Annotated in this window: 24 protein-coding genes; 13 read left to right on the top strand and 11 right to left on the bottom strand. The window is 67.7% G+C overall.

The genetic code is table 11. The features are described 5' to 3' along the window. Positions 1 to 4: 4 nt before the first annotated feature. The 5 genes from DIE08_RS00910 (at position 5) to DIE08_RS00890 (ending at position 5111) form a co-directional block, all read left to right on the top strand. Entirely contained in the window at positions 5 to 1099 is a 1095-nt protein-coding gene (locus tag DIE08_RS00910) for an ABC transporter permease (RefSeq protein WP_124900719.1), read from the top strand. Further along, the gene (locus tag DIE08_RS00905; protein ID WP_124900718.1) at positions 1093 to 1917 is read left to right on the top strand and encodes an ABC transporter ATP-binding protein; all 825 of its coding nucleotides are present in this window, start codon (positions 1093 to 1095) and stop codon (positions 1915 to 1917) included. The genes DIE08_RS00910 and DIE08_RS00905 overlap by 7 nt, the downstream gene beginning before the upstream one ends. 50 nt (positions 1918 to 1967) lie before the next feature. Next, positions 1968 to 3149, top strand: coding sequence for a cytochrome c (locus tag DIE08_RS00900; protein WP_124900717.1), 1182 nt, complete (start codon positions 1968 to 1970; stop codon positions 3147 to 3149). 38 nt (positions 3150 to 3187) lie between these two features. After that, positions 3188 to 4147: an ABC transporter substrate-binding protein gene (locus tag DIE08_RS00895; RefSeq protein WP_124900716.1), complete on the top strand. Its 960-nt coding sequence runs from the start codon at positions 3188 to 3190 to the stop codon at positions 4145 to 4147. Between the two features lie 97 nt (positions 4148 to 4244). Continuing rightward, a complete protein-coding gene (locus DIE08_RS00890) occupies positions 4245 to 5111 on the top strand; it encodes an MOSC domain-containing protein (protein WP_124900715.1) in 867 nt (288 codons plus the stop codon). A gap of 88 nt (positions 5112 to 5199) precedes the next feature. Here the strand turns inward: DIE08_RS00890 and DIE08_RS00885 are convergent, their stop codons facing one another. Next, positions 5200 to 6597 (bottom strand): sensor histidine kinase, encoded by a 1398-nt coding sequence (locus DIE08_RS00885; RefSeq protein ID WP_185715825.1) that lies wholly within the window; start codon positions 6595 to 6597, stop codon positions 5200 to 5202. A 127-nt stretch (positions 6598 to 6724) separates the two neighbouring features. Next, a complete protein-coding gene (locus tag DIE08_RS00880; protein WP_124623730.1) occupies positions 6725 to 7399 on the bottom strand; it encodes a response regulator in 675 nt (224 codons plus the stop codon). A gap of 125 nt (positions 7400 to 7524) precedes the next feature. On the opposite strand from DIE08_RS00880, the gene DIE08_RS00875 reads away from it, so the two are divergent. From DIE08_RS00875 to DIE08_RS00860, 4 genes are all read left to right on the top strand, one after another. Beyond that, on the top strand, positions 7525 to 8625 hold the full coding sequence (locus DIE08_RS00875; RefSeq protein WP_124900714.1) for an ABC transporter substrate-binding protein: 1101 nt from the start codon (positions 7525 to 7527) through the stop codon (positions 8623 to 8625). 108 nt (positions 8626 to 8733) lie between these two features. Further along, entirely contained in the window at positions 8734 to 10506 is a 1773-nt protein-coding gene (locus tag DIE08_RS00870) for an iron ABC transporter permease (protein WP_059679647.1), read from the top strand. After that, entirely contained in the window at positions 10499 to 11566 is a 1068-nt protein-coding gene (locus DIE08_RS00865) for an ABC transporter ATP-binding protein (RefSeq protein ID WP_124900713.1), read from the top strand. The genes DIE08_RS00870 and DIE08_RS00865 overlap by 8 nt, the downstream gene beginning before the upstream one ends. Before the next feature lie 138 nt (positions 11567 to 11704). Continuing rightward, positions 11705 to 12778 carry a porin gene (locus DIE08_RS00860; RefSeq protein WP_124900712.1) on the top strand — a complete coding sequence of 358 codons (1074 nt, stop codon included), beginning with the start codon at positions 11705 to 11707 and terminating at the stop codon, positions 12776 to 12778. A gap of 306 nt (positions 12779 to 13084) precedes the next feature. On the opposite strand, the gene DIE08_RS00850 is transcribed toward DIE08_RS00860, so the two are convergent. Further along, positions 13085 to 13336 (bottom strand): hypothetical protein, encoded by a 252-nt coding sequence (locus tag DIE08_RS00850; protein WP_124900711.1) that lies wholly within the window; start codon positions 13334 to 13336, stop codon positions 13085 to 13087. Between the two features lie 95 nt (positions 13337 to 13431). Here DIE08_RS00850 and DIE08_RS00845 point away from each other — a divergent pair, with 95 nt between their 5' ends. Further along, positions 13432 to 14223: a helix-turn-helix domain-containing protein gene (locus tag DIE08_RS00845; RefSeq protein ID WP_059599290.1), complete on the top strand. Its 792-nt coding sequence runs from the start codon at positions 13432 to 13434 to the stop codon at positions 14221 to 14223. An 80-nt stretch (positions 14224 to 14303) separates the two neighbouring features. Here the strand turns inward: DIE08_RS00845 and hpaI are convergent, their stop codons facing one another. From hpaI to DIE08_RS00810, 7 genes are all read right to left on the bottom strand, one after another. Continuing rightward, positions 14304 to 15110 (bottom strand): 4-hydroxy-2-oxoheptanedioate aldolase, encoded by an 807-nt coding sequence (gene hpaI / locus DIE08_RS00840; RefSeq protein ID WP_124900710.1) that lies wholly within the window; start codon positions 15108 to 15110, stop codon positions 14304 to 14306. A gap of 10 nt (positions 15111 to 15120) precedes the next feature. Further along, a complete protein-coding gene (gene hpaH, locus DIE08_RS00835) occupies positions 15121 to 15924 on the bottom strand; it encodes a 2-oxo-hept-4-ene-1,7-dioate hydratase (RefSeq protein WP_059599288.1) in 804 nt (267 codons plus the stop codon). Between the two features lie 20 nt (positions 15925 to 15944). Further along, complete coding sequence (locus tag DIE08_RS00830) at positions 15945 to 16337, bottom strand: 5-carboxymethyl-2-hydroxymuconate Delta-isomerase (RefSeq protein ID WP_059599287.1); 393 nt, start codon at positions 16335 to 16337, stop codon at positions 15945 to 15947. 29 nt (positions 16338 to 16366) lie between these two features. Then, positions 16367 to 17215, bottom strand: coding sequence for a 3,4-dihydroxyphenylacetate 2,3-dioxygenase (hpaD, locus tag DIE08_RS00825; protein WP_124900709.1), 849 nt, complete (start codon positions 17213 to 17215; stop codon positions 16367 to 16369). 64 nt (positions 17216 to 17279) lie between these two features. Beyond that, entirely contained in the window at positions 17280 to 18743 is a 1464-nt protein-coding gene (gene hpaE, locus DIE08_RS00820; protein ID WP_059599285.1) for a 5-carboxymethyl-2-hydroxymuconate semialdehyde dehydrogenase, read from the bottom strand. 26 nt (positions 18744 to 18769) lie between these two features. Then, on the bottom strand, positions 18770 to 19534 hold the full coding sequence (locus tag DIE08_RS00815) for a fumarylacetoacetate hydrolase family protein (protein ID WP_124900708.1): 765 nt from the start codon (positions 19532 to 19534) through the stop codon (positions 18770 to 18772). After that, on the bottom strand, positions 19531 to 20220 hold the full coding sequence (locus DIE08_RS00810; protein ID WP_124900707.1) for a fumarylacetoacetate hydrolase family protein: 690 nt from the start codon (positions 20218 to 20220) through the stop codon (positions 19531 to 19533). The genes DIE08_RS00815 and DIE08_RS00810 overlap by 4 nt, the downstream gene beginning before the upstream one ends. Positions 20221 to 20380: 160 nt before the next feature. On the opposite strand from DIE08_RS00810, the gene hpaR reads away from it, so the two are divergent. Further along, complete coding sequence (gene hpaR, locus DIE08_RS00805; RefSeq protein WP_059599282.1) at positions 20381 to 20821, top strand: homoprotocatechuate degradation operon regulator HpaR; 441 nt, start codon at positions 20381 to 20383, stop codon at positions 20819 to 20821. Positions 20822 to 20899: 78 nt separating this feature from the next. Here the strand turns inward: hpaR and DIE08_RS00800 are convergent, their stop codons facing one another. Then, on the bottom strand, positions 20900 to 22099 hold the full coding sequence (locus tag DIE08_RS00800; RefSeq protein WP_124900706.1) for an SDR family oxidoreductase: 1200 nt from the start codon (positions 22097 to 22099) through the stop codon (positions 20900 to 20902). Between the two features lie 648 nt (positions 22100 to 22747). Here DIE08_RS00800 and DIE08_RS00795 point away from each other — a divergent pair. Next, positions 22748 to 23095 (top strand): DUF3564 family protein, encoded by a 348-nt coding sequence (locus DIE08_RS00795; protein WP_124900705.1) that lies wholly within the window; start codon positions 22748 to 22750, stop codon positions 23093 to 23095. A gap of 376 nt (positions 23096 to 23471) precedes the next feature. Further along, on the top strand, positions 23472 to 25364 hold the full coding sequence (locus tag DIE08_RS00790) for a penicillin-binding protein 2 (protein WP_124900704.1): 1893 nt from the start codon (positions 23472 to 23474) through the stop codon (positions 25362 to 25364). The last annotated feature ends 92 nt before the right edge of the window (positions 25365 to 25456 follow it).

Genomic DNA, 25456 nt, shown 5'->3' with positions numbered 1-25456 from the left:
CGCGATGTCGACGATCGAACACGCGTCCGCCGCGCGAACGGCATCCGCAACGAACAGCACCGCCACCGCGATGGCCACATCCCGCGCAGCATGCACGGCCTGCGACGCGACGCTAGCAGCCGAAGCCCGCCGCGCGCGTACCTGGCCGACCGGCGTCGTCGCGGCGCTCGCGTGGGCCGCGCTCGGCGCGGTGACTGACGTGTGGCCGAACCGCGTCGTCGGTTTCACCGACTGGGCATACACCGACACGTTCGGCATCGCCGCGTGGGCGATCGCCGCGCTGCTGCTGGTCGCCGCGACGCTTGGCCATCGCGTGCCGGCCACGCGCCTGCGGCTTGCACGCGTGCGCCCGGCCGGCCCGTGGCTCGTCGCACTGCCGCTCGTGCTTTCCGCGTGGGAAATCGTCACGGCCAAGACCGGCTGGCTGCCGACGCCGTTCTTCGCGCCGCCGCAGGCCTTGATCGAGGTCTACGTCGACGACTGGCCGCGCCTCGCCGGCAGCGCCGCCAATACGCTGAAGCTGCTTTCGCTCGGGTTCGCGTACGGCGTCGCGGTCGGGTTCGCGGTCGGCGTATCGATCGGCTGGTCGCGCCGCATCGGCTACTGGGTGCATCCGGTGCTGCGCGTGCTCGGCCCGGTGCCGGCCACCGCGCTGCTGCCGCTCACGTTCTACTTCTTCCCGACGAGCTATTCGGCCGCTGCGTTCCTGATCGCGCTGTCGACCGGCTTCCCGGTCGCGGTGCTGACGTGGTCGGGGGTCGCGAGCGTGAACCGGCAGTACTACGACGTCGCGCGCACGCTCGGCGCGAACGCGCGCTTCCTGGTGCTGCGCGTCGCGATTCCCGCCGCGCTGCCGCATGTGTTCGTCGGCATCTTCATGGGGCTGAGCGCATCGTTCACGGTGCTCGTCGTCGCCGAGATGATGGGCGTCAAGTCGGGGCTCGGCTGGTACCTGAGCTGGGCGCAGGGCTGGGCATCGTACGTGAACATGTATGCGGCGCTGATCGTGATGGCGCTGCTGTTTTCCGGGCTGATCGCGCTGCTGTTCGCGGTGCGCGACCGTGTGCTCGCATGGCAGAAAGGAACCGTCAAATGGTGAGCGCCGCCGCTCTCGAATCGTCCGTCTCCACGGCACCCGTCACGCCCGATGCCACGATGGCGCGCGGCGCGCGCATCGACATCCGCCGCGTGAGCCATGCGTTTGACGGCCCCGGCGGCCCGCTGCCGGTGCTCGACGACGTCACGCTGTCGGTCGCGGCCGGCGAATTCGTCGCGCTGCTCGGCCCGAGCGGCTGCGGAAAATCGACGCTGCTGCGGCTCGTCGCGGGCCTCGACGCCGCGCGACAAGGCGCAATCGTGCAGGACGGCGTGCCGATCGAAAGGCCCGATCCGTCGCGCATCGTCGTGTTCCAGGATCCGACGCTCTACCCGTGGCGCCGCGTGCGCGCGAACGTCGCGCTCGGCCTCGAGGCGCGTGGCGTGGCGCGCACCGCGCAGCATCGCGTCGACGATGCGCTCGCGCGCGTCGGACTTCAGGAATTCTCGAACGTGTTTCCGCATCAGCTGTCGGGCGGGATGGCGCAGCGTGTCGCGCTCGCCCGCGCGCTCGTCAACGATCCGCGCCTGCTGATCCTCGACGAGCCGCTCGGCAAGCTCGATTCGCTGACGCGGTTGACGATGCAGGCCGAGTTGACCGCGCTGTGGCAACGCGACGGGTTCTCCGCGCTGCTCGTCACGCACGATGTCGAGGAAGCGCTGTTTCTCGCGCAACGCGTGATCGTGTTCGGGCCGCGTCCCGCGCGGATCGTCGCGGAACTGCGTGTCGACCTGCCCTATCCGCGCCATCGCGGCGACCCGCGTCTCGCCGAACTGCGCCACGAAGCGCTGCGGCATCTCGGACTCGATTCGAGCTGGTAGATGCCGGGTGCCGACAGCGGGATGGCCCGCGCACGGCAAAGGCCGCGCCGATGAATGCACCGCCGTTCGCCGACTGGGCGCTCGTGTTCCTGCAACTGCTGTATCACGCGCAGATCGCGTTCGCCCGGGCACTGCATGCGGCCGGCCTGACCGGGGACGCCGACGGACAGGCCGCGTGGCCCTGGGCGCATCGGATCGCGCTTGAAACGCTGCGCATCGATGCCGGGCTCACGCGACAGCTTGCGTTCGCCTGCGCGGCAACCGCGCTCGCCGTGGCGCTGGTCTGCATCGCGCTCGTGTCGCGCAAGTGGCGAGCGGCGTCGGCAATCGCCGCACTGGCGGTCGCGTGGTTCGCGCCGTGGCCACCGGCGTCGCTGTGGCTCGCGCCCGCGGTGCCGACCAGTTTCCAGCGCAACCCCGCGCCGCTTTCCGTCGCGAACGTGATGCGCGGTGCGCACCTGTATGCGCGGCATTGCGCGGCGTGTCACGGCGCGGACGGCCGCGGCGAAGGACCGCTCGCGGCAACGCTCGCGCATTGGCCGCCGACCTTCGCGGGCGCGCTGCTCGCCCGCCGGCTCGAAGGCGAACTGTACTGGCGCGTGCGGCACGGTACGCACGACGCGCGCGGCGCGTCGTCGATGCCGGGCTTTGCCGCGACGCTCGGCCCCGGCGACACGTGGGCCGTGCTCGCTTACCTGAAGGCGCTGTCGGCCGGCAGCGGCGCGCAGGCGGAAGGTGCGTGGCCCGTGCCCGTTCCGCTGCCAGCGCTCGACGTGCGTTGCGGCAGCACCGCGCCGCAACCGCTCGAGCGCTGGCGCGAAGGCCAGCGCGTGCGCATCGTTGCGCTCGCGCCGGGCAGCGCGCCGCCGACGGAGGATCCGCGCTGGCAGACGCTGCTCGTCACCGCCGGCGACACGCCCGCGCCACCGGCAACCGGCTCGCGCGCGAACTGCGTCGCGTCGACGCCCGGTGCGTGGCAAGCGTTCGCGACGATCGCCGGCGTGTCGCCCGAGACGTTCGGCGGCACGCAACTGCTTGCCGACCGGCGCGGCTGGCTGCGGGCGCGCGCGTTGCCTGGCAGCGCGGGCTGGTCGGCCGATGATTTGTTGTGCCGCTCGGATGCAACCGCACGGCCTTCCGCCACCCCCGCGAACGTCGATCCGCTGACCGCGCTGCTGCTGCGTGTGGACGCTGAACCGGTGCGCGACGTGCAGGCCGGGCTTGCGCATTGAATCTCTGAACCGTTTCCTCCAATCGACCGAACTTCACGATGAATCCGACCCGACGCCACTTCCTCGCGCAAGCGAGCGCCCTCGCCGCCGCCACCGTCGGCGTGGCTCCGACCGCATTGCACGCGCAATCGGGCACGCGACCGCTGCTGCGTGCCGGCGACCAAAAGGGCGGGCTGCGCGCGCTGCTCGAAGCAGCCGGCGAACTGAACGGCCTCGCTTACGACATCGCATGGACCGAATTCCCGGCCGCCGCGCCACTGGCCGAAGCGCTGAACGCGGCGGCCGTCGACTGCGGACCGATCGGCGACGCGCCGGTGATCTTCGCGCTCGCATCGGGTGCGCGCATCAAGGTGATCGGCGCGAACCGGTCCGACCCGTACGGCACCGCCTTGCTCGTGCGGCCCGATGCGACGCTGAAGGACGCCGCCGACCTGAAAGGCAAGCGCATTGGCACCACGCGCGGCTCGATCGGCCATTTCGTCACGCTGAAGGCACTCGAAGCCGCAGCCCTGCCGCCCGATGCCGTATCGTTCCGCTTCCTGCCGCCGGCCGACACGATGCTTGCGCTCGCAACCGGTTCGATCGACGCGTGGGCGACGTGGGAACCCTATACCGCGCTCGCCGAAACGAGCGGCCGCGCACGCGTGCTCGTCAACGGCCGCGGCCTGTGGTCGGGCCTCAGCTACGTCGCGGCAACCGACGCGGCGATCGCGTCGAAGCGCGACGTGCTGCGCGACTTCCTGCAACGCGTCGTGCGCGCGCAGGCCTGGTCGTACCGGCACGTCGACGCGTATTCCGCGACGCTCGCGCGCATCGTCGGCATCCCGCCGGCTGCCGCGAAGCTGCAGTTCGAGCGCCGCAACACGCGGTGGCTGCCGATCGACGCGACGGTGATCGCCGGGCAACAACGCACGGCCGACTTCTACCTGAAGGCCGGGCTGCTGCGCCAGCCGCTCGACGTGCGCACGACCTTCGATCTCGGCTTTCCGCTGGCGTGACCGGCCGCGCGGCGCGGCGGCCTGCAACCGCCCAAACGGCTTTCGCATGATCTGGCACAATCGCGATTCGACCATCCCGCCTTCGTCAGCCAGCGTCATGCCAGCCATCTCCGAACTCTTCGTCTATCCGATCAAATCCTGCGCCGGCATCGCGCTGTCGCGCGCACAGCTGCTCGAAACGGGCCTCGCGTACGACCGCCACTGGCTGATCACCACCCCGGACGGGATGATGATCACGCAGCGCACGCACCCGCGCCTCGCGCTGATCCGCACCGCGCTCGAGCACGATGCGCTGGTGCTGAATGCGCCGGGCATGCCCGAGATCCGTACGCCGCTCGACGGCGATGCAACACCCGCCACGCCGAAGATGGCCGCGACCGTCTGGCGCGACACCGTCGACGCGATCGACACGGGCGCCGAGACGGCCGCGTGGCTCACCGAATTCCTCGGCATGCCGTTGAAGCTCGCGCGCTTCGGTGCCGAGTCGCGCCGTGGCTGCAACCGCAAATGGACCGGCGACATCGACACGCACACGCAGTTCGCGGACGGCTACCCGCTGCTCGTGATCGGCCAGTCGTCGCTCGACGACCTGAACGCGAAGCTCGTCGCGAAAGGCGCGCCGGCGATTCCGATGAACCGCTTCCGCCCGAACATCGTCGTGTCGGATCTCGACGCGTACGAAGAGGATTTCGTCGAGCATCTCGACGCTGAAGGCGCGACGCGCGTGCGGTTGCGCCTCGTGAAGCTGTGCACGCGCTGCCCGATGCCGACGATCGACCAGGTGACCGGCGCGCCGGATCCGGCATGGCCGCACGAGCCGACCGACACGATGCAGACCTATCGCGCGCATCCGAACTACGACGACGCGCTGACATTCGGCATCAACGCGATCGTCGTCGAAGGCGCGGGCGCGTGGCTCGAAGTCGGGCAGTCGCTCGAAGCGGAGATCGGGTTCGGCGACTGAGCGGATCGGTCGAAGCGGCGGACGGCATATCGTTTCCGTCGCCGCCCTCCGCCGCCATTCACCTCGGTTGCGTCGATCGCCGTGCCGGCTACTGCGCCGCCCGAACCGTCGGCAGCATCACCGTCACGATCAGCCCGCCGCCCGCCGCATCGGAGAGCGTCACGCTGCCCTGATGCACGCGCGCGATTTCCCGCACGATCGACAACCCGAGCCCGGTGCCTTCGACCGTCTGCGTCTTGCTGCCACGATGGAAGCGCTCGAACACCGCGTCGCGCTCACCCGCCGGAATGCCCGGCCCGTTGTCGATCACGTCGAGCCGCGCGTGCTCGCCGTCGCGCGACACGCGCACCGTGATTACCGCGCGGTCACCCGAATAACGGATCGCGTTGTCGATCAGGTTGCCGATCATTTCGCCGAGCAGATCCGGTTGACCGTGCACGTCGACGTCGGCCTCGTGCTCGAAGCCGAGATCGATGTCGCGCGCCCGCGCCACCGGCGACCAGTCGAGCGTCACGCTGCGCGCCAGCCGATGCAACGCGACCGGCTGGTGCGCGACCGCAAGGCCGCTGTCCGAATCGAGCCGCGACAGCGACAGCAGCTGCTGGATGATCTTCGCGGCCTGCCGCACCGCGCCGTTCACGCGCCACAAGTGCACGTTCACGCGTGGCTGCTCGTCCGGCCGCAATGCCAGTTCGACGCCGGCCTGCACCGCCGCGAGCGGCGTCTTCAGCTGATGGGCCGCGTCCGCGAAGAAACGCCGCCGCGCGACCTGCATCTGCTGCGTGCGGCCGATGTACTGGTTGATCGACTCGACGAGCGGCGCGAGCTCGCTCGGCATGCCACCGGTGTCGAGCGGCGTCGGATCGCCGTCGGTACGCGCGGCGACCTTCGCGGACAACCGGTTCAATGGCCGCAGCCCGCGCCCGACGCCGAGCCACACGATCCCGAGCGCGAGCACGACAAGCAGTCCTTCCTGCAGCAGCGAGCCCATCAGGATTTCGCGCGCGAGCGCCTGGCGTCCCTCGATCGTTTCGCCGACCATCACCCACACGATGCGCGTCTGCGCGGTCGGCACGTCGTGCACCGGCACGCGCAACGCGGCCATGCGCAGCTGCTCGCCGCGATAGACGACGTTGTAGTAGCGCGTGACGAACAGCGCGCCGTCACCCGGCGGCAGCGGCAGGTCCGGATAGCCGGTGATCGTGTGCCCGTTGTCCTCGCGGATCAGGTAGTAGATCTTGCCGCCGTCGCCCGACTCGAACATCTCGAGCGCGAGATACGGCAGGTCGACCTCGATCTCACCGTCGTTGAGCCGCACGCCTTCGCGGATCGACTTCAGCGACGACGACAGCGTGCGGTCGAACGCGACGTGCGCGGCGCTCATCGCGCGCTGGTACGTGAGCCACGAGTCGAGCGCGAGCAGCCCGAGCAGCGGCAGCAGCAGCCACAGCGCGACTTGCGTGCGCAGGTTCGGTCGGCGGATCATCATGTCTCCCGCCGGGCCGCCCCAGGCACGGCATGCACCCCCTCGGAAGGCAGCGGACGTGTCGATCCGGCATGGCGCTTCAGCGCGTACTCCGGTCCCGTGCAAAGCCAGCGAGCGTGGGATGAGTTCATCCGGCGGCCTTCGCTTCGAGCAGATACCCGAGCCCCCGCAGCGTGACGATCGCGACGCCGGTATTTTCCAGCTTCTTGCGCAGCCGGTACACGTAGATCTCGATCGCGTCCGCGTTGACCGACTCGTCGAGCCCGAAGATTTTCTCCGACAGCGTCTCCTTGTTGATCGCGCGACCGTTGCGCAGGATCAGCACCTCCAGCACCGAGCGCTCGCGCGGCGTGAGCGGCAGCGCTTCGCCGGCGAGATGGAAGCTGCGGTCGATACTGTCATACGAAAGCGGCCCGCATGCGACCCGCGAATGCTCGTGGCCGTGGCTGCGCCGGATCAGCGCGCGGGCACGCGCCTCCAGCTCGGTCAGTTCGAACGGCTTCGCGAGATAGTCGTCGGCCCCGAGATCGAGCCCCTTCACGCGGTCCTCGACCGAGCCGTGCGCGGTCAGGATCAGCACCGGCACGGGATTGCGGCGCGCGCGCAACCGCCGCAGCACCTCGAGCCCGTCGAGCTTCGGCAGCCCGAGATCGAGGATCACCAGCGCGTAGTCCTGCGTGCGCAGCACGTGATCCGCCGCCTCCCCGTCCGCCATGTGATCGACCGCGAAGCGCGCGGCGCTCAGCGCGTCGTTCAGCGACTGCGCCAGGTTCGGGTTGTCTTCTACGAGCAGCACACGCATGGGGACCTCGGGAAATCCATGACACAAAGGACGCTATTGTGAACCGAAATGAAAGCAGGCTGAAAGTGCCTCGCAATTAACATCCGCGTCACTCGAACAACACACACGCATCACTGGAGGAAGACATGCCGTTTGCACCGAAGCAGCTCACCGCCGCGCTGGCGATCGTCCTGGGCACCGCCGCCGGCGCCGCCGTCGCGCAGGTCCCGGCCGGGTATCCGGGTAACTACCAAGGCGTCGTCGACGCCGCGAAGAAGGAAGGCAAGCTGATCGTCTACTCGACGACTGACACGGGCCTCGTGCGCCCGCTGATCAAGGACTTCGAAAGCCTGTACGGCGTGAAGGTCGAGTACAACGACATGAACAGCACCGAGCTGTACAACCGCTACATCAGCGAGAACGCGGCGAGCAGCACGAGTGCCGACGTGCTGTGGAGCTCCGCGATGGACCTGCAGGTCAAGCTCGTCAACGACGGCCTGATGGCGTCGTACGATTCGCCCGAAAGCGCGAACGTGCCGCAATGGGCGCAATACCAGAAGCAGGCGTACGGCACGACGTTCGAGCCGCTCGCGATCGTCTACAACAAGCGCCTGATCCCCGAGAACGAGGTACCGAAGACGCGCGCCGACCTGATCAAGCTGCTCACCACGCAGGCCGACAAGTTCAAGGGCAAGGTCACGACCTACGACATCGAAAAGTCGGGCGTCGGCTTCAACTACCTGACGCAGGACGCGCACGTGAACGAGAAGGTCACGTGGGAGCTCGTGAAGGCGATCGGCGCGACCGGCCCGAAGCTGCAGTCGAGCACCGGCGCGATGATGGAGCGCATTTCGTCCGGAGAGAACCTGATCGGCTACAACATCATCGGCTCGTATGCGTACGCGAAGGCGAAGAAGGACAAGTCGATCGGCTACGTGTTTCCGAAGGACTACACACAAGTCGTGAGCCGCCTGGCCACGATCTCGAAGAAGGCGAAGAACCTGAACGCCGCGAAGCTGTGGGTCGACTACCTGCTGTCGCAGCGCGGCCAGACGCTGATCGCGAATCAGGCGAACCTGTACGCGATCCGTGCGGACGTGACCGGCGAAACGTCGGCCGCGAGCCTCACGAAGGAACTCGGCGATTCGCTGAAGCCGATCCAGATCGGCACCGGCCTGCTCGTCTATCTCGACCAGTCGAAGCGGCTTGCGTTCCTGAAGCAATGGCAGCAGGCGATCAAGCGCTGATCGGCTGAGCAGCTGACCACGGGCCGCCCGCGGCGCATCGCGCGGGCGCCCCCTTCCCCTTACCGACTTCCTAGAGGCGGCCATCCGGATGGCCGCAGGGGCGAACTCATGCTTTCAACCAGCACACGGGCAACGGCGCCGGCCGTTCCGCCCACCACCGGCCCGGGCGGCGCGATCCCCGCGCTGCCGGCCAACAGCCTGCAGCCGCTCGCCGGCATGCTGCGCTGGATCGTCGTCGCGGTGCTCACCGTCGCGGTCGCGCTGCCGCTCGGCTTCATCCTGTTCCAGAGCCTGTTGTCCGCGCCGTTCTTCGATGCGAACAAGACGCTCGGCATCGAGGGTTTCCGCTTCATCTTCACCGACCCGGACTTCTGGTCGGCCGTAAAGAACTCGTTCATCATCGCCGGCGGGATGCTGTTCATCTCGATCCCGCTCGGCGGCATTCTCGCGTTCCTGATGGTACGCACCGACCTGCCCGGCCGCCGCTGGCTCGAACCGCTGCTGCTCACGCCCGTGTTCGTGTCGCCGATGGTGCTCGCGTTCGGCTACGTGGTCGCCGCCGGCCCGGTCGGCTTCTACTCGGTGTGGTTCAAGGAACTGTTCGGGGTGCAGAACGTACCCTGGAACGTCTACTCGATCTTCGCGATCACGGTGATCGTCGGCCTCACGCACGTTCCGCACGTGTACCTGTACTCGTCGGCCGCGCTGCGCAACCTCGGCTCGGACGTCGAGGAAGCCGCGCGCGTGACGGGTGCCCGCCCGTTCCGCGTCGCGCTCGACGTGAGCCTGCCGATGACGATGCCCGCACTGCTGTTCGCCGGCGTGCTCGTGTTCTTCCTCGGCTTCGAGGTGTTCGGGCTGCCGCTCGTGCTCGGCGATCCAGAAGGCCACCTCGTGCTCGCGACCTACCTGTACAAGCTGACCAACAAGCTCGGCGTGCCGTCATATCACCTGATGGCCGCGGTTGCGGTGTGCATCGTCGCGATCACGTTCCCGCTCGTGCTGCTGCAGCGCCGCCTGCTGAAGACCGCGAACCGTTTCGTCACCGTGAAGGGCAAGGCCGGCCGCGCGACGGTGCTGCCGCTCGGCGTATGGCGCTGGGTCGCGCTCGCGATCGTCGCGCTGTGGCTGATGCTGACGGTGATCGTACCGATCTCCGGCATCGTGTTGCGCGCATTCGTGACCAACTGGGGCGAAGGCGTCGCGCTCGCCGAAGTGCTGACGCTGTCGAACTTCATCGAGCTGTTCGAGCAGGACAACCTCGTGCGCGCGATCATCAACACGCTCGGCATCGGCGTGATCGGCGGCGCGCTCGCGATCGGCTTCTACTCGCTCGTCGCGTTCGCCGGCCATCGCCGCCCCGACTGGGCGACCAAGCTGCTCGACTACCTCGTGCTGCTGCCGCGCGCGGTGCCCGGCCTGCTCGCCGGTCTCGCGTTCCTTTGGATCTTCCTGTTCGTCCCGGGCCTGCGCGAGCTGAAGAACTCGATGTGGAGCATCTGGATCGCGTACACGGTCGTGTGGCTCGCATACGGGATGCGGCTCATTCAAAGCGCGCTGCTGCAGGTCGGCCCCGAGCTCGAGGAAGCCGGCCGCAGCGTCGGCGCGACGCGCAGCCGCGTGTCGCTCGACGTGACGCTGCCGCTCGTGCGTTTCGGCCTGCTCGCCGCGTGGCTCCTGATCTTCATGATCTTCGAGCGCGAATACTCGACCGCCGTCTACCTGCTGTCGCCCGGCACCGAAGTGATCGGCGCGCTGCTCGTGTCGCTATGGGCGACCGGCGCCGTCGACCAGGTTGCCGCGCTCTCTGTCATCAACATCGCGATGGTCGGCGCCGGTCTCGGCGTGGCCCTGCGCTTCGGAGTGAAACTTCATGGATAAGCTCATCGTCGACGACCTGCATCTCAGCTACGGCGCCAACCCGATCCTCAAGGGCGTGTCGTTCGAACTGAAGGCTGGCGAAGTCGTGTGCCTGCTCGGCGCATCGGGCAGCGGCAAGACCACGCTGCTGCGCGCGGTGGCCGGCCTCGAACAGCCGTCCGACGGCCGCATCCAGCTCGACGACCGCGTGTTCTTCGACGGCGCGCAGCGCGTCGACCTGCCGGTCGAGCAGCGTTCGCTCGGCCTCGTGTTCCAGTCGTACGCGCTGTGGCCGCACCGCACCGTGGCCGAGAACGTCGGCTACGGGCTCAAGCTGCGCCGCGTCGCGCTCGCCGAACAGAAGCGCCGCGTGCAGACCGCGCTCGACCAGCTCGGCCTCGGCCATCTCGCTGAACGCTTTCCGCATCAGCTGTCGGGCGGCCAGCAGCAGCGCGTCGCGATCGCACGCGCGCTCGTCTACAACCCGCCGGTGATTCTGCTCGACGAGCCGCTGTCGAACCTCGACGCGAAGCTGCGCGAGGAAGCGCGTGCATGGCTGCGCGAGCTGATCGTGTCGCTCGGGCTGTCGGCGCTTTGCGTGACCCACGACCAGACCGAAGCGATGGCGATGTCCGACCGCATCCTGCTGCTGCGCAATGGCCGCATCGAACAGGAAGGCACGCCGGCCGAGCTGTACGGCGCGCCGCGCTCGCTGTACACGGCCGAGTTCATGGGCAGCAACAACCGCATCGACGCACGCGTCGCCGCCGTCGATGGCGAACGCGTGACGCTCGCCGGCGACGGCTGGGAACTGCAGGCGCTGGCCCGCGACGCGTTCGCACCGGGCCAGGACGTGCAGGCCGTGATCCGCCTCGAACGCGTGCAGGTCGCCGACGGCCCGGGCGCGAACCGGCTGCAGGCCGATCTCGTCACGTCGATGTATCTCGGCGATCGCTGGGAATACCTGTTCCATTGCGGCGAAATGCGCCTGCGCGCGTTCGGCCACGTGCCGCGCGCGGCCGGCAAGCACTGGATCGAATTCCCGACCAACGACTGCTGGGCGTTCGCGAAAGCGGGCTGACCCGCGCGGCGGCCTGCGCGCCGTCGAGCACGTCGAGCAAGGCAATGACCGGCTGGTCAGGCGAACGCTTTCCGGCGTTGGCCGCGACCGCGTCACACCCGTTTCACCCAACCCACAATAAACCAGGAGACACCGTCAATGAAATTTCGTGCAGCACTCCTCACCAGCTCGGCCGCTGCGGCCTGCATCGCCGCGCCGGCCGTGCACGCGCAGTCGTCGGTCACGATGTACGGGATCATGGATGCCGGCATCGAATACACGAACCATGCGGCACCGGAAGGCGGCAGTTCCGTCAAGCTGAAGTCGGGCAACAAGAATACGTCGCGCTGGGGCCTGCGCGGCGTCGAGGATCTCGGCGGCGGGCTGAAAGCCGTGTTCCGCCTCGAAAGCGGCATCGATCTCGCGAACGGAGCGTTCGACGACGGGCCAGACTCGATCTTCGCGCGCCGCGCGACGGTCGGCCTGAAAGGAAAATGGGGCGAGCTGACGCTCGGCCGCAACTACACCGTCACCTACGACTACATGCTGCCGTTCGACCCGATGGGTTACGCGCAGAACTACTCGTGGGCGACGTCGTCGATGACGACGGGTGGCCGCAAGGACGGCATGTTCACGCGCTCGTCGAACGCAGTGCGCTACGACGGAGAATTCAGCGGCGTGAAGTTCGGCGCGATGTACGGCTTCGGCAACGTGCCGGGCAGCGTGAAGACCAGCTCGAAATACGACTTCGCGCTCGGCTACGAGACCGGTCCGTTCGCGGCGGTGCTCACGTTCGACCGGCAGAACGGCGCGGCCGACAGCGTCACGCCGGCCGATACCGTCAACTACATCCAGGGCATCCACGCGGGCCTGAGCTACGACTTCGGCAACCTGAAAACGATGGCCGGCTATCGCAACTACAAGCGCACGTTTCGCACCACTGCGGCGAACCAGTTGAGCGACACGTACTGGGTCGGCGGGTCGTACCAGTTCACACCGACGTTCTCGCTGATCGCCGCTGTCTATCACCAGAACGTCAAGGGCGGCAGCGATGCAGATCCGACGTTGGTGTCGGTGCGCGCGAATTACGCGCTGTCGAAGCGCACGGTGCTGTATGCGGCAGGCGCGTTTGCGATCGCGAAGCATAACCAGAAGGTCGGCGTTTCGCGCGATTTCGCGGGCTACGGCACGACGCAGGTCGGCGTGACGGCAGGGATTCAGCAGCGGTTCTGAGTCTGACGGCGGGCGGCGGCGCAGACGTTGCGCGCCGCGTCGCCGGGCCTCGACTGGCCGCCCCGCCCCTGGTTGTTGCACGAAACGCAGCCGGCGGTCATCGGGCGTCACTTTCGCCGCGGCAACCACCAGCGCCTGCGCGCTGCTCCCCCACAGACAGTCGAGCACGACATCCGCGCCCGTGAGGAAATGTGGCTCGAGCGCCCGCGCCGAGCAATGACGGGGCGCTCGCCGGCGCCCGTTACGACTGCTGCTTTCACGGTGGCTCCTTCAATCGGGGATCTCGATCGACGGTTCCGGTGCGCGTCAGCGTGCGTTCAGCCACGCGCGCAGCGCCGGATCGCGAACTTCCAGCACGTCGAACAGGCCAAGCGCGCGTAAGGCGGGCAATGCATCGATCGTGTCGACTTCCGCGCGCGCCCGGTCGGCGGGCGCGGCGTTCGGGTCGGTCAGCACCCGCGCATTGACCAGGAACGCACCAACCGTGCCCTTGCGGATCGTCGTTCCGTCGGCCTCGATCCGGTCGGCATGGTCGGGAAGCATCTGTTCGGCTCGCATCGTGTCGTACTCCGGTTGTCATCGATGGTCGCAGTGTAGGCGTGCGAATCCGGCCGATCTCCGGTATAACGGCCATTCGATACCGATATCCGGCCATGTCCGATCCACTCCTGCCCGCCCGATTCGTCACGTCCGACGACGGCCCGTTCGTCGTCGCTGCCGTCATGTCGCAACGCGACCCGCGCGTGACGCCATCCCACTCGCATGCGCGCGGACAGCTCGTCGGTGCGCTGAGCGGGCTGCTGACGATCGGCCTCGACGATCAGGACTGGGTCGTGCCGGCGATCCATGCGATCTGGATTCCGCCGCACTGCCGGCATTCGTTGCGTTCGTTCGGGCCGATTGCCGGCTGGTCGGCGTTCGTCGCCGAAGCGCGCTGCGCGGTACTGCCGGACACCCCGCGCGCGATCCGCACGACGCCGCTGCTGCGCGAAGCCGTGCAGCGCGCGGCGAGTTGGGGGAATGCGGACCTGGATGCCGCGCAGACGCGGATCGCCGATGTGATCCTCGATGAAATCGCGTCGTCGGAGGTCGAGGCGCTGGGGCTGGTGCGGCCGCGGGATCCGCAGCTGATGAGGATCACCGATGCGCTTGCCGCGGATCTCGCGGACAACCGGCGGCTCGAGGAATGGGCCGAATGGGCCGGGATCAGCGCGCGGACGATGAGCCGTCGCTTCGTCGCGGAGACGGGGCTCACGTTCGCCCGGTGGCGTCAGCAGGCCAGGCTGCTGCGGGCGCTGGAGAGCATTGCCGACGGCGTGCCGGTGACGACGATCGCGCTCGATCTCGGGTACGACAACGTGAGCGCGTTCATCGACATGTTCAAGCGTGCGTTGGGGACGACGCCGGGGAGGTATATGGAAACAGGGCGACGCGGAGACGAATGAGCGCGGCCCTTGGCAAATGGGAAACCATGGGACGGAAGGCAAGCGTCCGGTAGACGGAAAACGCCTGCCGCCGCCATTCGTCAATACGTCTCATCCCCCTTCTTCACCGCCTCGCCGCCGTTCCCCTTGAATCGCGCCGCCAGTCGCTCCGCACTCCGCGCCAGCAGCGTTGTATCCACGCCGACCGCAACAAACAACGCCCCAGCTTCGAGATACCGACGCGCCGCCGCCTCGTCCGCGCTGAGAATGCCCGGCGCCTTCCCTGCCGCCTTGATCGCCCGGATCGCACCGTCGATCGCAGCCTGCACATCGGGATGCCCCGGATTGCCGAGATGCCCGAGATCGGCAGCGAGGTCCGCCGGCCCGATGAACACGCCATCGACGCCATCGACCCGCGCAATCGCGTCGATCGCATCGAGCCCGGCGCGCGTCTCGACCTGCACGAGCACGGCCATCTCGTCGTTCGCGCGATGCAGGTAGTCCCCAACGCGATTCCACCGCGACGCGCGCGCAAGCGCACTACCGACCCCGCGAATCCCGTGCGGCGGATAACGCGTCGCGGCCACCGCCGCGCACGCTTCATCGGCACTCTGCACCATCGGCACGAGCAAGGTCTGCGCGCCGAGGTCGAGCACCTGCTTGACGATCACCGGATCGTTCCACGGCACCCGCACGACCGCATGCGACGGATACGGCGCGATCGCCTGCAACTGCGCGAGAATCGTCGGCACCGTGTTCGGCGCATGCTCGCCGTCGATCAGCAGCCAGTCGAACCCGGCGCCAGCGACGACTTCGGCGCTGTACGGATTCGCGAGCCCGAGCCACAGCCCGATCTGCGCATCGCCGCGCGCGAGCGCGCGCTTGAAGACATTCGGCGGAATCTGCATCGCGCGCCCCTCACTCGAAATGGCACTGGATCGTCCCGAGCGGACCGTAGTCGACGCTGAACGTGTCGCCCGGCCGCGCCGCGCACGGTCGCGTGAACGAGCCGCCCAGCACGATCTGCCCCGGCTCGAGCGCGACGCCGAAACGCGCCAGCCGATTGGCGAGCCACGCGACGCCATTGGCCGGATGGTTCAACACGCCGGCTGCGACCCCCGTTTCCTCGACCACGCCGTTGCGCGACATGATCGCCGCGACCCAGCGCAGGTCGACGTCCTGCGGCCGCACCGGGCGCCCGCCGATCACGACGCCCGCATTGGCCGCGTTGTCGGCGATCGTGTCGAACACCTTGCGCGGCCGCTTCGTGTCGGGGTCGATCGATTGGCTGCGTGCGTCGATGATCTCGAGCGCGGGCACCACGTAGTCGACCGCGTCGTACACGTCGAAGATCGTGCAGTTCGGGCCGGCAAGCCGCTTGCCGAGCACGAATGCGAGTTCGACCTCGACGCGCGGCACGATGAAGCGCCCGGTCGGAATCGTGCCGCCGTCATCGAAGAACATGTCGTCGAGCAGCGCACCATAATCGGGTTCGTCGATCTGCGACGTGTTCTGCATCGCCTTCGACGTAAGGCCGATCTTGTGCCCTTTCAGCGTGCGGCCTTCCGCAAGCTTGAGGTTCACCCACGCGCGCTGGATCGCATAGGCGTCGTCGATCGTGATGTCGGGATGGTCGAGCGAGATCTGGCGGATCTGCGTGCGCGCGCGCTCGGCGTCGTGCAGGCGTCGGGCGAGCTGATCGATGAGGGCAGGTTCGAGCATGGTCGGATCGGGAATGGGGTTCAGCCGGCCCGCTTGTAGCGGGCATGGATGTTGTTGTGCTTGTACGAGCCGCTTTCGCTGAACTCGGTGAGCTCCATCGACAACGCGAGGTAACGTTTCGCGTACAGTTCGGCGAAATGCGCCTTGATCGCGTCGAACAACGCGTCGCACGCGGCCTTCTTGGTTTCGTCGCTGCGACCCGAGCCGATCTTCAGCGTTACGTGGACGAACGCGTCGTCCTCGGTGCCGTCGGCGACGCAGTAGTCCTGCAGCTCGATCGCGCGCGAGCGGATGCCGCCCGTGGGGAACACGCCGCCCTGCGCGATCAGCGTCGCGTTGATCGTGCGCAGCAGCGCGGGAATGCGCGCGTCGTCGCGGATGTTCGCGGTGTACTCGACGACGATGTGTGGCATGGCAACGCTCCTGATAGGTGATGAGGCGCTCAGGCGAGCGGGAAGATCGCGTTGATCTGCCCGGTGCCGGAGCTCGCGAAATAGTCGGTGACGATCTCGACGGGCTTGTCGTAGCGATCCCAGCCGAGCAGGCCGAGCAGCATCGCCGTGTCGTGCATGCCGCCTTCGCCGTGGCAATGCGTGTTGTATTCGGGCAGCATCGCGCAGAAGGTCCTGAAATCGCCCTGCTTCCACAGCTCGACCACGCGCAGGTCGACCTGCCGGAAGAATTCGCGGCTGATCTGGTGGATCGATTCCTCGGGGCTGCCGTTGTCGTTGAAGCGGTGCGACAGCGAACCGCTCGCGAGGAATGCGACATTCGAATCGCTCTTGCCGATCGCCTCGAGCAGCGCCTCGCCGAAGCGCCGGCTTTCGTCGAGCGTGTGCCACATGCACCAGCCCGCGATCGACACGACCTTGAAGTGCTGGTCGCCGTTCATGTAGCGCATCGGCACGAGCGTGCCGTATTCGAGTTCGAGGCTGTCGATCTCGTGCGCGCGCGTCGCGATGCCGCGCGCGCTGGCCGTCTCGGCGATCAGGCGGCCGAGCGCCGGGTTGCCCGGATACGCGTACTCCATGTCGCGGATGAAATGCGGCAGTTCGTTGCTGGTATACGTGCCCGCGAACCGCGCATTGCAGTTCACGTGATACCCGGCGTTGACGAGCCAGTGCACGTCCGACACGACGATCGTGTCGACGCCGAGCGCGCGGCAGCGCTCACCGATCAACTGATGGCCGCGGATCGCCGCTTCGCGGCAGCCATGATGCCTGCCGGGCAACTCCGACAGGTACATCGACGGCACGTGCGTGATCTTCGCGGCGAGGGACAGTTTGCCCATCGTTAAGTCTCCGTATCGTTCTGGCGTTCTGGCGGCGTTCCTGCGGCGGAACGACCCGCGCCAGTTACACGCCCCAGCGGGGGATGTGATGCGAACCCATCGAGATGCACACGTTCTTGATCTCCGCGAACACCTCGAAGCTGTACTCGCCGCCCTCACGCCCGGTGCCCGACTCCTTCACCCCGCCGAACGGCTGGCGCAGGTCGCGCACGTTCTGGCTGTTCACGAACACCATCCCGGCCTCGATACCACGCGCGAGGCGATGCACCTTGCCGACGTCCTGCGTCCAGATGTACGACGCGAGCCCGTAGGACGTGTCGTTGGCGAGCCGCAGACCTTCTTCCTCGTCCTCGAACGGGATCAGGCACGCGACCGGTCCGAAGATTTCCTCTTGCGCGATGCGCATCCGGTTGTCGACGTCCGCGAACACGGTCGGGCGCACGAAGTTGCCGTTGCGCAGATGCTCGGCGAGACCGGCCGGCTTGTCCGCGCCGCCTGCCACCACGCGCGCGCCTTCCTGCTCGCCGATCCGGATATACCCGGTCACCTTCTCCCAATGCTGGCGCGTGATCATCGCGCCGAGCTGCGTCGCCGGATCGGACGGGTCGCCGACCACCAGGTTGTTCGCGCGGCGCGCGAATTCCTGCACGAAGCGATCGTAGATCGTGCGCTGCACGAAGATCCGCGAGCCTGCGGTACAACGCTCGCCGTTGATCGAGAAGATCGTGAACAGCGACGCGTCGAGCGCGCGGTCGAAATCGGCATCGTCGAAAATCAGCACCGGCGACTTGCCGCCAAGCTCCATCGAATACTTCTTCAGGCCCGCGCGCTCCATGATCCGCTTGCCCGTGACCGTGCCGCCCGTGAACGACACCGCGCGCACGTCCGGATGGCGCACCAGCGCGTCGCCGGCGGTCGCGCCGTAGCCCTGCACGACGTTCAGCACACCCGGCGGAATGCCAGCCTCGAGCGCGAGCCGGCCGAGCTGGTCGGCCGTCAGCGGCGACAGCTCCGACATCTTCAGCACGGCCGTGTTGCCGAGCGCGAGACACGGCGCCGTCTTCCACGTCGCGGTCATGAACGGCACGTTCCACGGCGACACCAGCGCGCACACGCCGACCGGCTGGTACAGCGTGTAGTTCAGCATCTGGTCGTCGACCGGATACGTGCGGCCGTTCATCTGCACGCACACTTCCGCGAAGAAGTTGAAGTTCTCGGACGCGCGCGGAATCAGCTGCTTGCTCGTCTGTGCGATCGGCAGGCCCGTGTCCTGCGTCTCGAGCGCGGCGAGCATCGGCACGTTCTTCTCGATCAGCTCGCCGAGCTTGCGCATCAGCTTCGCACGCTCCTTGGCGGGTGTGTTCGCCCATTTCGGGAACGCTTCCTTCGCCGCGCGCACGGCCGCGTCGACTTCGGCCTCGCCGGCCGATGCGACGTCGGTGATCACGTCGCCCGTCGCGGGATTCAGCGTCGTGAAGGTCTCGCGGCTCTCGACTTCGCGGCCGTCGATCCAGTGCTTGATGGTCATGTGCTCTCCTTCCTTGTGCGACGGGCTCAGCCGGCGCGATAGTAGTCTGCTTCGCCGATGATCGTGTTTACGAGCCGGCCGATCCCTTCGATTTCGGTCACCACCTCGTCGCCCGGCTTCGTGTCGGCCAACCCTTCCGGCGTGCCGGTCAGGATCAGGTCGCCCGGCGAGAGCGTCATGAAACCGCTGATGTGCTCGATCAGCGCGGGTACGTCGAAGATCATGTCGCGCGTGCTGCCGCGCTGCGTCTCCCGGCCGTTCACCGTCGTGCGCAGCATGAGGCCGCCCGCATCGCCGATCTCGTCGCGGCTGACGAGCCAGGGCCCGAGCGGCGTGCAGGTGTCGCGGTTCTTCACGCGCAGGTTCGGGCGGTAGTAGTTTTCGAGGTAATCGCGGATCGCGTAGTCGTTCGCGACCGTGTAGCCGGCAACGTAGTCGATTGCCCGCGCCCGGCTCACGTTGCGCGCCGGGCGGCCGATCACGACGGCCAGCTCGCACTCGTAGTGCATGTGCGTCGCGTCCGCCGGGCGCACGGTGCGCGACCGATGACCGATGAACGTGTTCGGCCCCTTCAGGAAAATCAGCGGCTCGCTCGGTGCCTTGAACGCGAGTTCCTTCGCGTGGTCCGCGTAGTTGAGGCCGAGCGCGAACGTCGTGCGCGGCGCGACGGGCGGCAGCCACGTCACCGCGTCCTCGGCGATCACGCGCCCCGTGTCGAGGCGGATCGCGCCGTCGCTGGCCGGTTCGGCCGCATGCAGTGCGCCGTTGTAGATCACGCGCGCCGTCTTCATCGTGCTTCCTCCGCAATCAACGTATGCCGCAACGTGCCGATGCCGGCAGCGGTAATCTCCACCACGCTTCCCGCGCGGGCAAGCGGTGCGCCACCCGCGACGCCGAGCAGCAGCACGTCGCCCGCGTCGAACGACATGAACGCCGTCACGTCGGCAATCAGCTCGCGCACCGGGCGGATCAGTGTGGCGGTCGATGCGGACACCGCGGTGCTGCCGTCGATCCGTACCGTCAGGCCGATCGCGTCGATGTCGCCGAGCGCAGTAGCCGGCACGATCGCCGGGCCCAACGGGCAGAAACCGTCGCGACATTTGAAGCGCACGGCCGGACGGTAGTAATCGCGGTGCGGAACCGACACGTCGCTCGCGAGCGTGAAGCCGTGCACGTGGTCGAGCGCCTGCGCGGCCGGCACGCGCGTCGCGCGCCGCGAGAACACGACGGCCACCGACGCGCCGATCTCCAACGCATCGATGTCCGCCGGCACCACGACGGCCGCGCCGTCGGCTGCGTGCGTGTTGGCCGGTTTGATGTAAAGGATCGGTGCCTGCGGCGGACGGCCGTAAGGCGGCGCGTGAACGGCGTCGCCGAGCGCGTCGAGTGCGGCGCGCTCGTTGAGCAGCGCACCGTAGACGGTACCGATGGCGACCGGCAGCGGCAGTGCCGCGGCGGTCATGCAGGACAGCTCCATGCGTCATTCCCCTGCCGCGCGTCGCGGCGCATCGTCAATACTTAACATCTTAAGTAAACAATCGAACGCTCGCAACCTCGATTACCCTGACACACGAAATTCATTCCCACCGGCTGTTAAGATTGATGCGTCCCCGTCCTCTGCCCCTCTACCCACCCCGATGAACCGTACGCTCGACCATCGCAACCTGGCCATGCTGCTGCTCGAGGCCCGCGAAACCCTGATGTGCCTGTTCCGGCCCATTCTCAAGGAATTCGCGCTGACCGAACAGCAATGGCGGATCATTCGCGTGCTCGACGGCGAGCCGGCGCACGCGCTCGAAGCGGGACAGATCGCGCGCCGCTGCTGCATCCTGAGCCCAAGCCTCACGGGCGTGCTGGAACGCATGGAGCGCGACGGCCTGATTACGCGCACCCGCGCGCAGGAAGATCAGCGCAGGCTGCTGGTGAGCCTGACGCCGCAAAGCAGGAAACTGGTCACGGAAATCGGTCCGCGCATCGACGAGCAATATCGTCAGCTTGAAGCGCGTTTCGGCCAGGACGGCCTGGACGACATCTACCGGGCGCTCGACCGGCTGATCGAACTCGGCAGCGCGTCGTAGGGCCTGCCGCCGCCGGACCGCCGCGAGCGGCGACGAACCGGCCCCCGGGAATCGGCAGGCCCCGCATCGCGCGGGCCGTCAGTGCAGCGCGCCGCGCATCAGTTCCGTCACCGCGACGCCGCGCGACGTGCGCATGCATTCCTCGACGTAATCGATGAACGGCAGCGGCTCGAAATCGATTTCGTCGCGCACGCGGTGGTTGTCGAACACGCGATCGACCATCGCGAACTCCGCGCACCGCTGCAACGCGCGGCCGATCACGCGTTCGAGCGCCGGATCGGACCGCCCCAGCACATCGCGCACCACGAGCGGCAGTTCGGCCGGCGCACAGGCCGCGTAGCGCGGCGCGCCCGTCATGCCGGCCGCCTCGTCCATCGCGCGCACGATCTGCGCGACCTGCGGCGCCTCGTCGCCGGCCGACACGTGGTACACGTCGTGCATCAGCGTCGGCTTCACGGCCAGCAGCATCGTCGCGCGCGCGACATCGTCGACCGACACGATGTCGATGCGCGTCATCGGCCGCGCGGTAAAGCGCCGCGCCGCGTGCGCGACGCGGAACATCCAGAACGAATTCGGTGCGGGCCGCGTGCCGAGCACCGTATGACCGACGACGTGCGACGGACGCACGACGACGAGCGGCAGCCCGAGCGCGCGCAGGCGCTGCTCCGTTTCGGCCTTCGCTTGCAGGTAGTCCGCCGCGAGCACCGCGCCGTGCAACCCGTCGCCGCCCTGCGCCGCGTCGCCCGCCGACGCCTCGTACACGATCCCGCCGCGGCCCGCGTGCGCATAGGCGGTGCCGACGTACACGAAACGCTGCAGCTGCGGCGCGTGCGCGAAGCGCTCGGCAAAGCACAGCGAATCGGCGATGTCGGCCTGCAGGTGCGAACCGTCGGCCGGCGACGCATGGCCCGCGCAATGGATCACGTGCGTCGCGCCGGCCAGACGCGACGCGTCGGTGCCCTGCCACACGTCGCCGAGCGCACCGACGACCACGTTCGCGTCGCCGAGACGCGATGCCCAGTACGGCGCGAGCCCAGCGCGCAATGCCGCTTCGCGCAAACGCGCGACCGCGTGGGCGCGATGCTCCGCACGAACGACACACACGATGCGCTCGAGCAACCCGGCGTTGACGAGCGCCGTCAGCACGGTGCTGCCGATGAAGCCGGTGGCGCCGGTGAGCACCAGCCGTCCGACGTTGGCCGCCGCGACCGGTGCGCTGGCCGGCGACACGAGGCTCGTGCGCCAGTTGAGCGACAACGCGGTTTTCCAGATCAGCACGATAGTCTCCTTCGAAGAATCGGCCGGACGCCGCGGCCGCCCCGGATCGCGGAGCGGCGCACGGCTGTCGGCCGGGCCGGGGCCGACGCTCGCCCCGGTTATCCCGATCGGGCTGCGGCCCGCGATCGCGTCGATCGCGTCTCTGGCACGAGGCGGCGGCGGCCCGCCACGGACAGGCGTCCGCGGCGCAGGATCGGAAGATCCAAGTGTGGGGCCTGATCGCCCGCAAGTCTGTCCTGAAAGTTTCGTGAAAGTGTGCGGATTTGTATGCGAATGTCGGAGTGTGTCGTACCGGCCGGGCGGTCAAATCATCGAAACGTCCGGTCGGGCAGCATGCGAGGGCTTCCGTGGCAGGATGGTCGATGCGCGTCGGGCCCTCGCTTCGACGCGACACTTCGACGCGGCCTCTCCCGGGTCATCGCATGTCCGGGACACGCCAGGTTCCGGTCGCGGCGCGCGGATCATGCTGCGCTTGCGTTTGCGCGCTCCGCCACGATCGTGGCGGATCGTCAGACGTCGTTTCATCGGGAAACGCCTATTGGTGCAATTCGGATTTATTGCGGATTATCACTTGCGTTTCACGGCAGTCTATCTAGACTGGTCAAACCAAAACGGTCGAATGTGTCATTTTTTTCAGGAGACGATCCAATGCGCCTCACTATTCGGATTAATGGCAGCGAGTCGGCAACCCGTCACTCCTTCGCGGTGCTCTGGGTCGATACCGATGAGGGGCTGTGGTCACGCGAGGCACACCAGGGGATCGATCTTCCGAGCTGGGGCAAGGTCCGGGACGTGGAAGGCGCAATGGCCCTCTGCGCGGCCGACAGCGGGAATGCCGTATGCCAGTTGAAGGGGCTGTCGTTCAGCGCGACGCAGCGCGAGCAAGGTCCGGCTGTGCTCGCCGGCGAGCACCCCGACGGCGCATGGCGTCTGCAGGCGGTCGATCGTTCCACGGCGGAGTCGGAATATCATGAATTTATTTCCGTCGCGCGATAGGTATTTTTGACGGCAATCCTCTGCGGTTTTCGGGTTTATTCCAGTTTCCGCGATATTCATTTAGATATTCACGAATAACGGCGCCTCTCTTCGAGGCGCCTTTTTATTTTCCGGACCCTTAATTAATCGGGGCCGGGTTAATCGAACCGCGGCGGCGGTAACAACGCTCCGCCCATCCCTCCCGGCGCCGTCGGCACAAGTACGTCAGGCCGCATTGCCATTTCGCCGCGCTCCCCTTCTTCGGACCGTGCCCGAGCGGAAACGCAACCTTTTATGGGGCCGAAACATACTTTCCCCACATGATGTTTACTCATTTATTACAATCACATTATTCCAACTGACTTGCCGCCGTCCGGCGGCCCGACCCGGCCCTTGCATGAGCGTGAAAAAGAAGACCCATCCCGCCGATCCATACGCCGCCGCGACCAAGCATCCGATGCTCGCGTCGCGCCTGCCGATGTGGCGCTCGAAGCTGGTCGTGATCATGGTGTCCCTCGGTTTCGCCGCGCTGATCGGACGCGCCTTCTGGGTGCAGGTCGCGAACCAGGATTTCTACGTCGGGCAAGGCCAGAAGCGCTACCAGCGCACGATCGAGCTCGACGCGATGCGCGGGCGCATCGTCGACCGCAACGGCGCGATGCTCGCGGTCAGCCTGTCGACCTATGAAATCTGGGCGAATCCGAAACAAGTCGCCGAAATCGACTATCCGCAGATCGCGAAGCTGCTCGACATGCCGCTCGCGGAAGTGAAGCGCCGCCTGCGCAACGACCGCACGTTCGTGCTGCTCAAGCGGCAGATCGACGCCGACACCGCGAGCCGGCTCGACAAGCTCGAGATCGACGGCATCACGCAGATCGCCGACTCGAAGCGCTTCTATCCGGAGGGCGAATCGGCCGCGCACGTAGTCGGCTTCACCAACGTCGAGGACAAGGGCCAGGAAGGCGTCGAGCTCGCGGCGAACGGGCGGCTGTCGGGTACCTCCGGGCAGCGCGAGGTGATCCGCGACCGGCTCGGCCGCATCGTGTCCGACACGCGTCCGCTCGTGCCCGCGCAGCACGGCGCGACGATCGAACTGACGATCGACCGGCGGATCCAGCAGCTCGCGTTCAGCCAGCTCAAGGCCGCAGTGCTCGAGAACAACGCAATAGCCGGCAGCGTGGTCGTGCTCGACGCGCAGAACGGCGAAATCCTCGCGCTCGCGAACTACCCGACCTTCGACCCGAACGACCGCGCCCGGCTGACGGGCCAGCAGCTGCGCAACCGCGCGGTGATCGACACGTTCGAGCCGGGTTCGACGATCAAGCCGCTCGTCGTCGCGCTGTCGATCGACGAGCGCAAGGTCACGCCGAACACGATCATCAACACATCGCCCGGCACCTACAAGATCGGCCCGGCCGTGATCCACGACACGTCGAACCACGGCTCGCTGACCGTCTCGCAGGCGCTGCAGAAGTCGAGCAACGTCGCGCTCGCGAAGCTGGCGCTGAACCTGCCCGCCGAAACGATCTGGAACAAGTACCAGGAATACGGGATCGGCCGCGCGCCGGAGCTGACATTCCCGGGCGTCGCGTCGGGCCGCCTGCGCGGCTACAAGCGCTGGCGGCCGATCGAGCAGGCGACGATGGCGTACGGCTACGGGCTGTCGATGTCGCTGCTGCAGATCGCGCAGACCTACACCGCCTACGCGGGCGACGGCACGCTGCACCCGGTGTCGCTGCTGAAGAACGGCTCCGACCCGCAGACGATCAATGCCCATCGCGGCCACCGCGTGACGTCGCCGCAAACCGCGGCGGCGATCCGCGCGATGCTCGAGTCGGCCGTCGGCGAAGGCGGCACGGGGCGCCGCGCGCGCGTCGACGGCTACCGGATCGGCGGCAAGACGGGCACGGCGCGCAAGCAGGTCGGCGCGACCTATGCGAAGGGCAAGTACCGCGCATTGTTCGCGGGGATGGCGCCGATGAGCAACCCGCGCCTGATCGTCGCGGTGATGATCGACGAGCCACGCGGCAAGGGCTATTACGGCGGCACGGTGGCCGGCCCGGTGTTCTCGTCGGTCACGAGCGGCTCGCTGCAGTTGCTCGGCGTGCCGCCCGACGCACCGGTCGAGGCGACGCCGAATGCGCCGGTCAAGGCCGCACCGCAGAAGACCGTCGCGGCGCCGAAGGCCACGGCGCAACCGAAGACGGCGGGCGAGCAGAAGGCATCGGCCCCCGTGAAAACGGCCGCGCAATCCGGCGCGGCCGTACCGGCGAAGGCGGCGGCAGGCTGAAGCCGCCAGGGCGCACTCGGCGCCGCGCGAGGCGAACAGGTCGACTGTTCGCCGTGCCTAATTCCCGGCACGCCCCCTTTCCGCTGGCCGAC

Source organism: Burkholderia sp. Bp9004 (genome assembly GCF_003858025.1).
In the GTDB taxonomy this organism is placed as follows: Bacteria; Pseudomonadota; Gammaproteobacteria; order Burkholderiales; family Burkholderiaceae; genus Burkholderia; species Burkholderia diffusa.
Note: the sequence above shows the minus strand (reverse complement) of the source record. Positions and strands in the feature narration are given on the sequence as shown.

Bases quoted from the DNA above. Each gene is read 5' to 3' on its own strand.
- DIE08_RS00875 (WP_124900714.1), top strand. From the start codon at position 7,525: ATGCCGTTTGCACCGAAGCAGCTCACCGCCGCGCTGGCGATCGTCCTG.
- DIE08_RS00910 (WP_124900719.1), top strand. From the start codon at position 5: ATGTCGACGATCGAACACGCGTCCGCCGCGCGAACGGCATCCGCAACG.
- DIE08_RS00790 (WP_124900704.1), top strand. From the start codon at position 23,472: ATGAGCGTGAAAAAGAAGACCCATCCCGCCGATCCATACGCCGCCGCG.
- DIE08_RS00850 (WP_124900711.1), bottom strand. From the start codon at position 13,336: ATGCGAGCCGAACAGATGCTTCCCGACCATGCCGACCGGATCGAGGCC.
- DIE08_RS00905 (WP_124900718.1), top strand. From the start codon at position 1,093: ATGGTGAGCGCCGCCGCTCTCGAATCGTCCGTCTCCACGGCACCCGTC.
- DIE08_RS00830 (WP_059599287.1), bottom strand. From the start codon at position 16,337: ATGCCACACATCGTCGTCGAGTACACCGCGAACATCCGCGACGACGCG.
- DIE08_RS00895 (WP_124900716.1), top strand. From the start codon at position 3,188: ATGAATCCGACCCGACGCCACTTCCTCGCGCAAGCGAGCGCCCTCGCC.
- DIE08_RS00885 (WP_185715825.1), bottom strand. From the start codon at position 6,597: ATGATCCGCCGACCGAACCTGCGCACGCAAGTCGCGCTGTGGCTGCTG.
- hpaE (WP_059599285.1), bottom strand. From the start codon at position 18,743: ATGACCATCAAGCACTGGATCGACGGCCGCGAAGTCGAGAGCCGCGAG.
- DIE08_RS00870 (WP_059679647.1), top strand. From the start codon at position 8,734: ATGCTTTCAACCAGCACACGGGCAACGGCGCCGGCCGTTCCGCCCACC.
- DIE08_RS00880 (WP_124623730.1), bottom strand. From the start codon at position 7,399: ATGCGTGTGCTGCTCGTAGAAGACAACCCGAACCTGGCGCAGTCGCTG.
- hpaR (WP_059599282.1), top strand. From the start codon at position 20,381: ATGAACCGTACGCTCGACCATCGCAACCTGGCCATGCTGCTGCTCGAG.
- DIE08_RS00865 (WP_124900713.1), top strand. From the start codon at position 10,499: ATGGATAAGCTCATCGTCGACGACCTGCATCTCAGCTACGGCGCCAAC.
- DIE08_RS00795 (WP_124900705.1), top strand. From the start codon at position 22,748: ATGCGCCTCACTATTCGGATTAATGGCAGCGAGTCGGCAACCCGTCAC.
- hpaH (WP_059599288.1), bottom strand. From the start codon at position 15,924: ATGCTCGAACCTGCCCTCATCGATCAGCTCGCCCGACGCCTGCACGAC.
- DIE08_RS00900 (WP_124900717.1), top strand. From the start codon at position 1,968: ATGAATGCACCGCCGTTCGCCGACTGGGCGCTCGTGTTCCTGCAACTG.
- DIE08_RS00860 (WP_124900712.1), top strand. From the start codon at position 11,705: ATGAAATTTCGTGCAGCACTCCTCACCAGCTCGGCCGCTGCGGCCTGC.
- hpaI (WP_124900710.1), bottom strand. From the start codon at position 15,110: ATGCAGATTCCGCCGAATGTCTTCAAGCGCGCGCTCGCGCGCGGCGAT.
- DIE08_RS00890 (WP_124900715.1), top strand. From the start codon at position 4,245: ATGCCAGCCATCTCCGAACTCTTCGTCTATCCGATCAAATCCTGCGCC.
- hpaD (WP_124900709.1), bottom strand. From the start codon at position 17,215: ATGGGCAAACTGTCCCTCGCCGCGAAGATCACGCACGTGCCGTCGATG.
- DIE08_RS00810 (WP_124900707.1), bottom strand. From the start codon at position 20,220: ATGGAGCTGTCCTGCATGACCGCCGCGGCACTGCCGCTGCCGGTCGCC.
- DIE08_RS00815 (WP_124900708.1), bottom strand. From the start codon at position 19,534: ATGAAGACGGCGCGCGTGATCTACAACGGCGCACTGCATGCGGCCGAA.
- DIE08_RS00845 (WP_059599290.1), top strand. From the start codon at position 13,432: ATGTCCGATCCACTCCTGCCCGCCCGATTCGTCACGTCCGACGACGGC.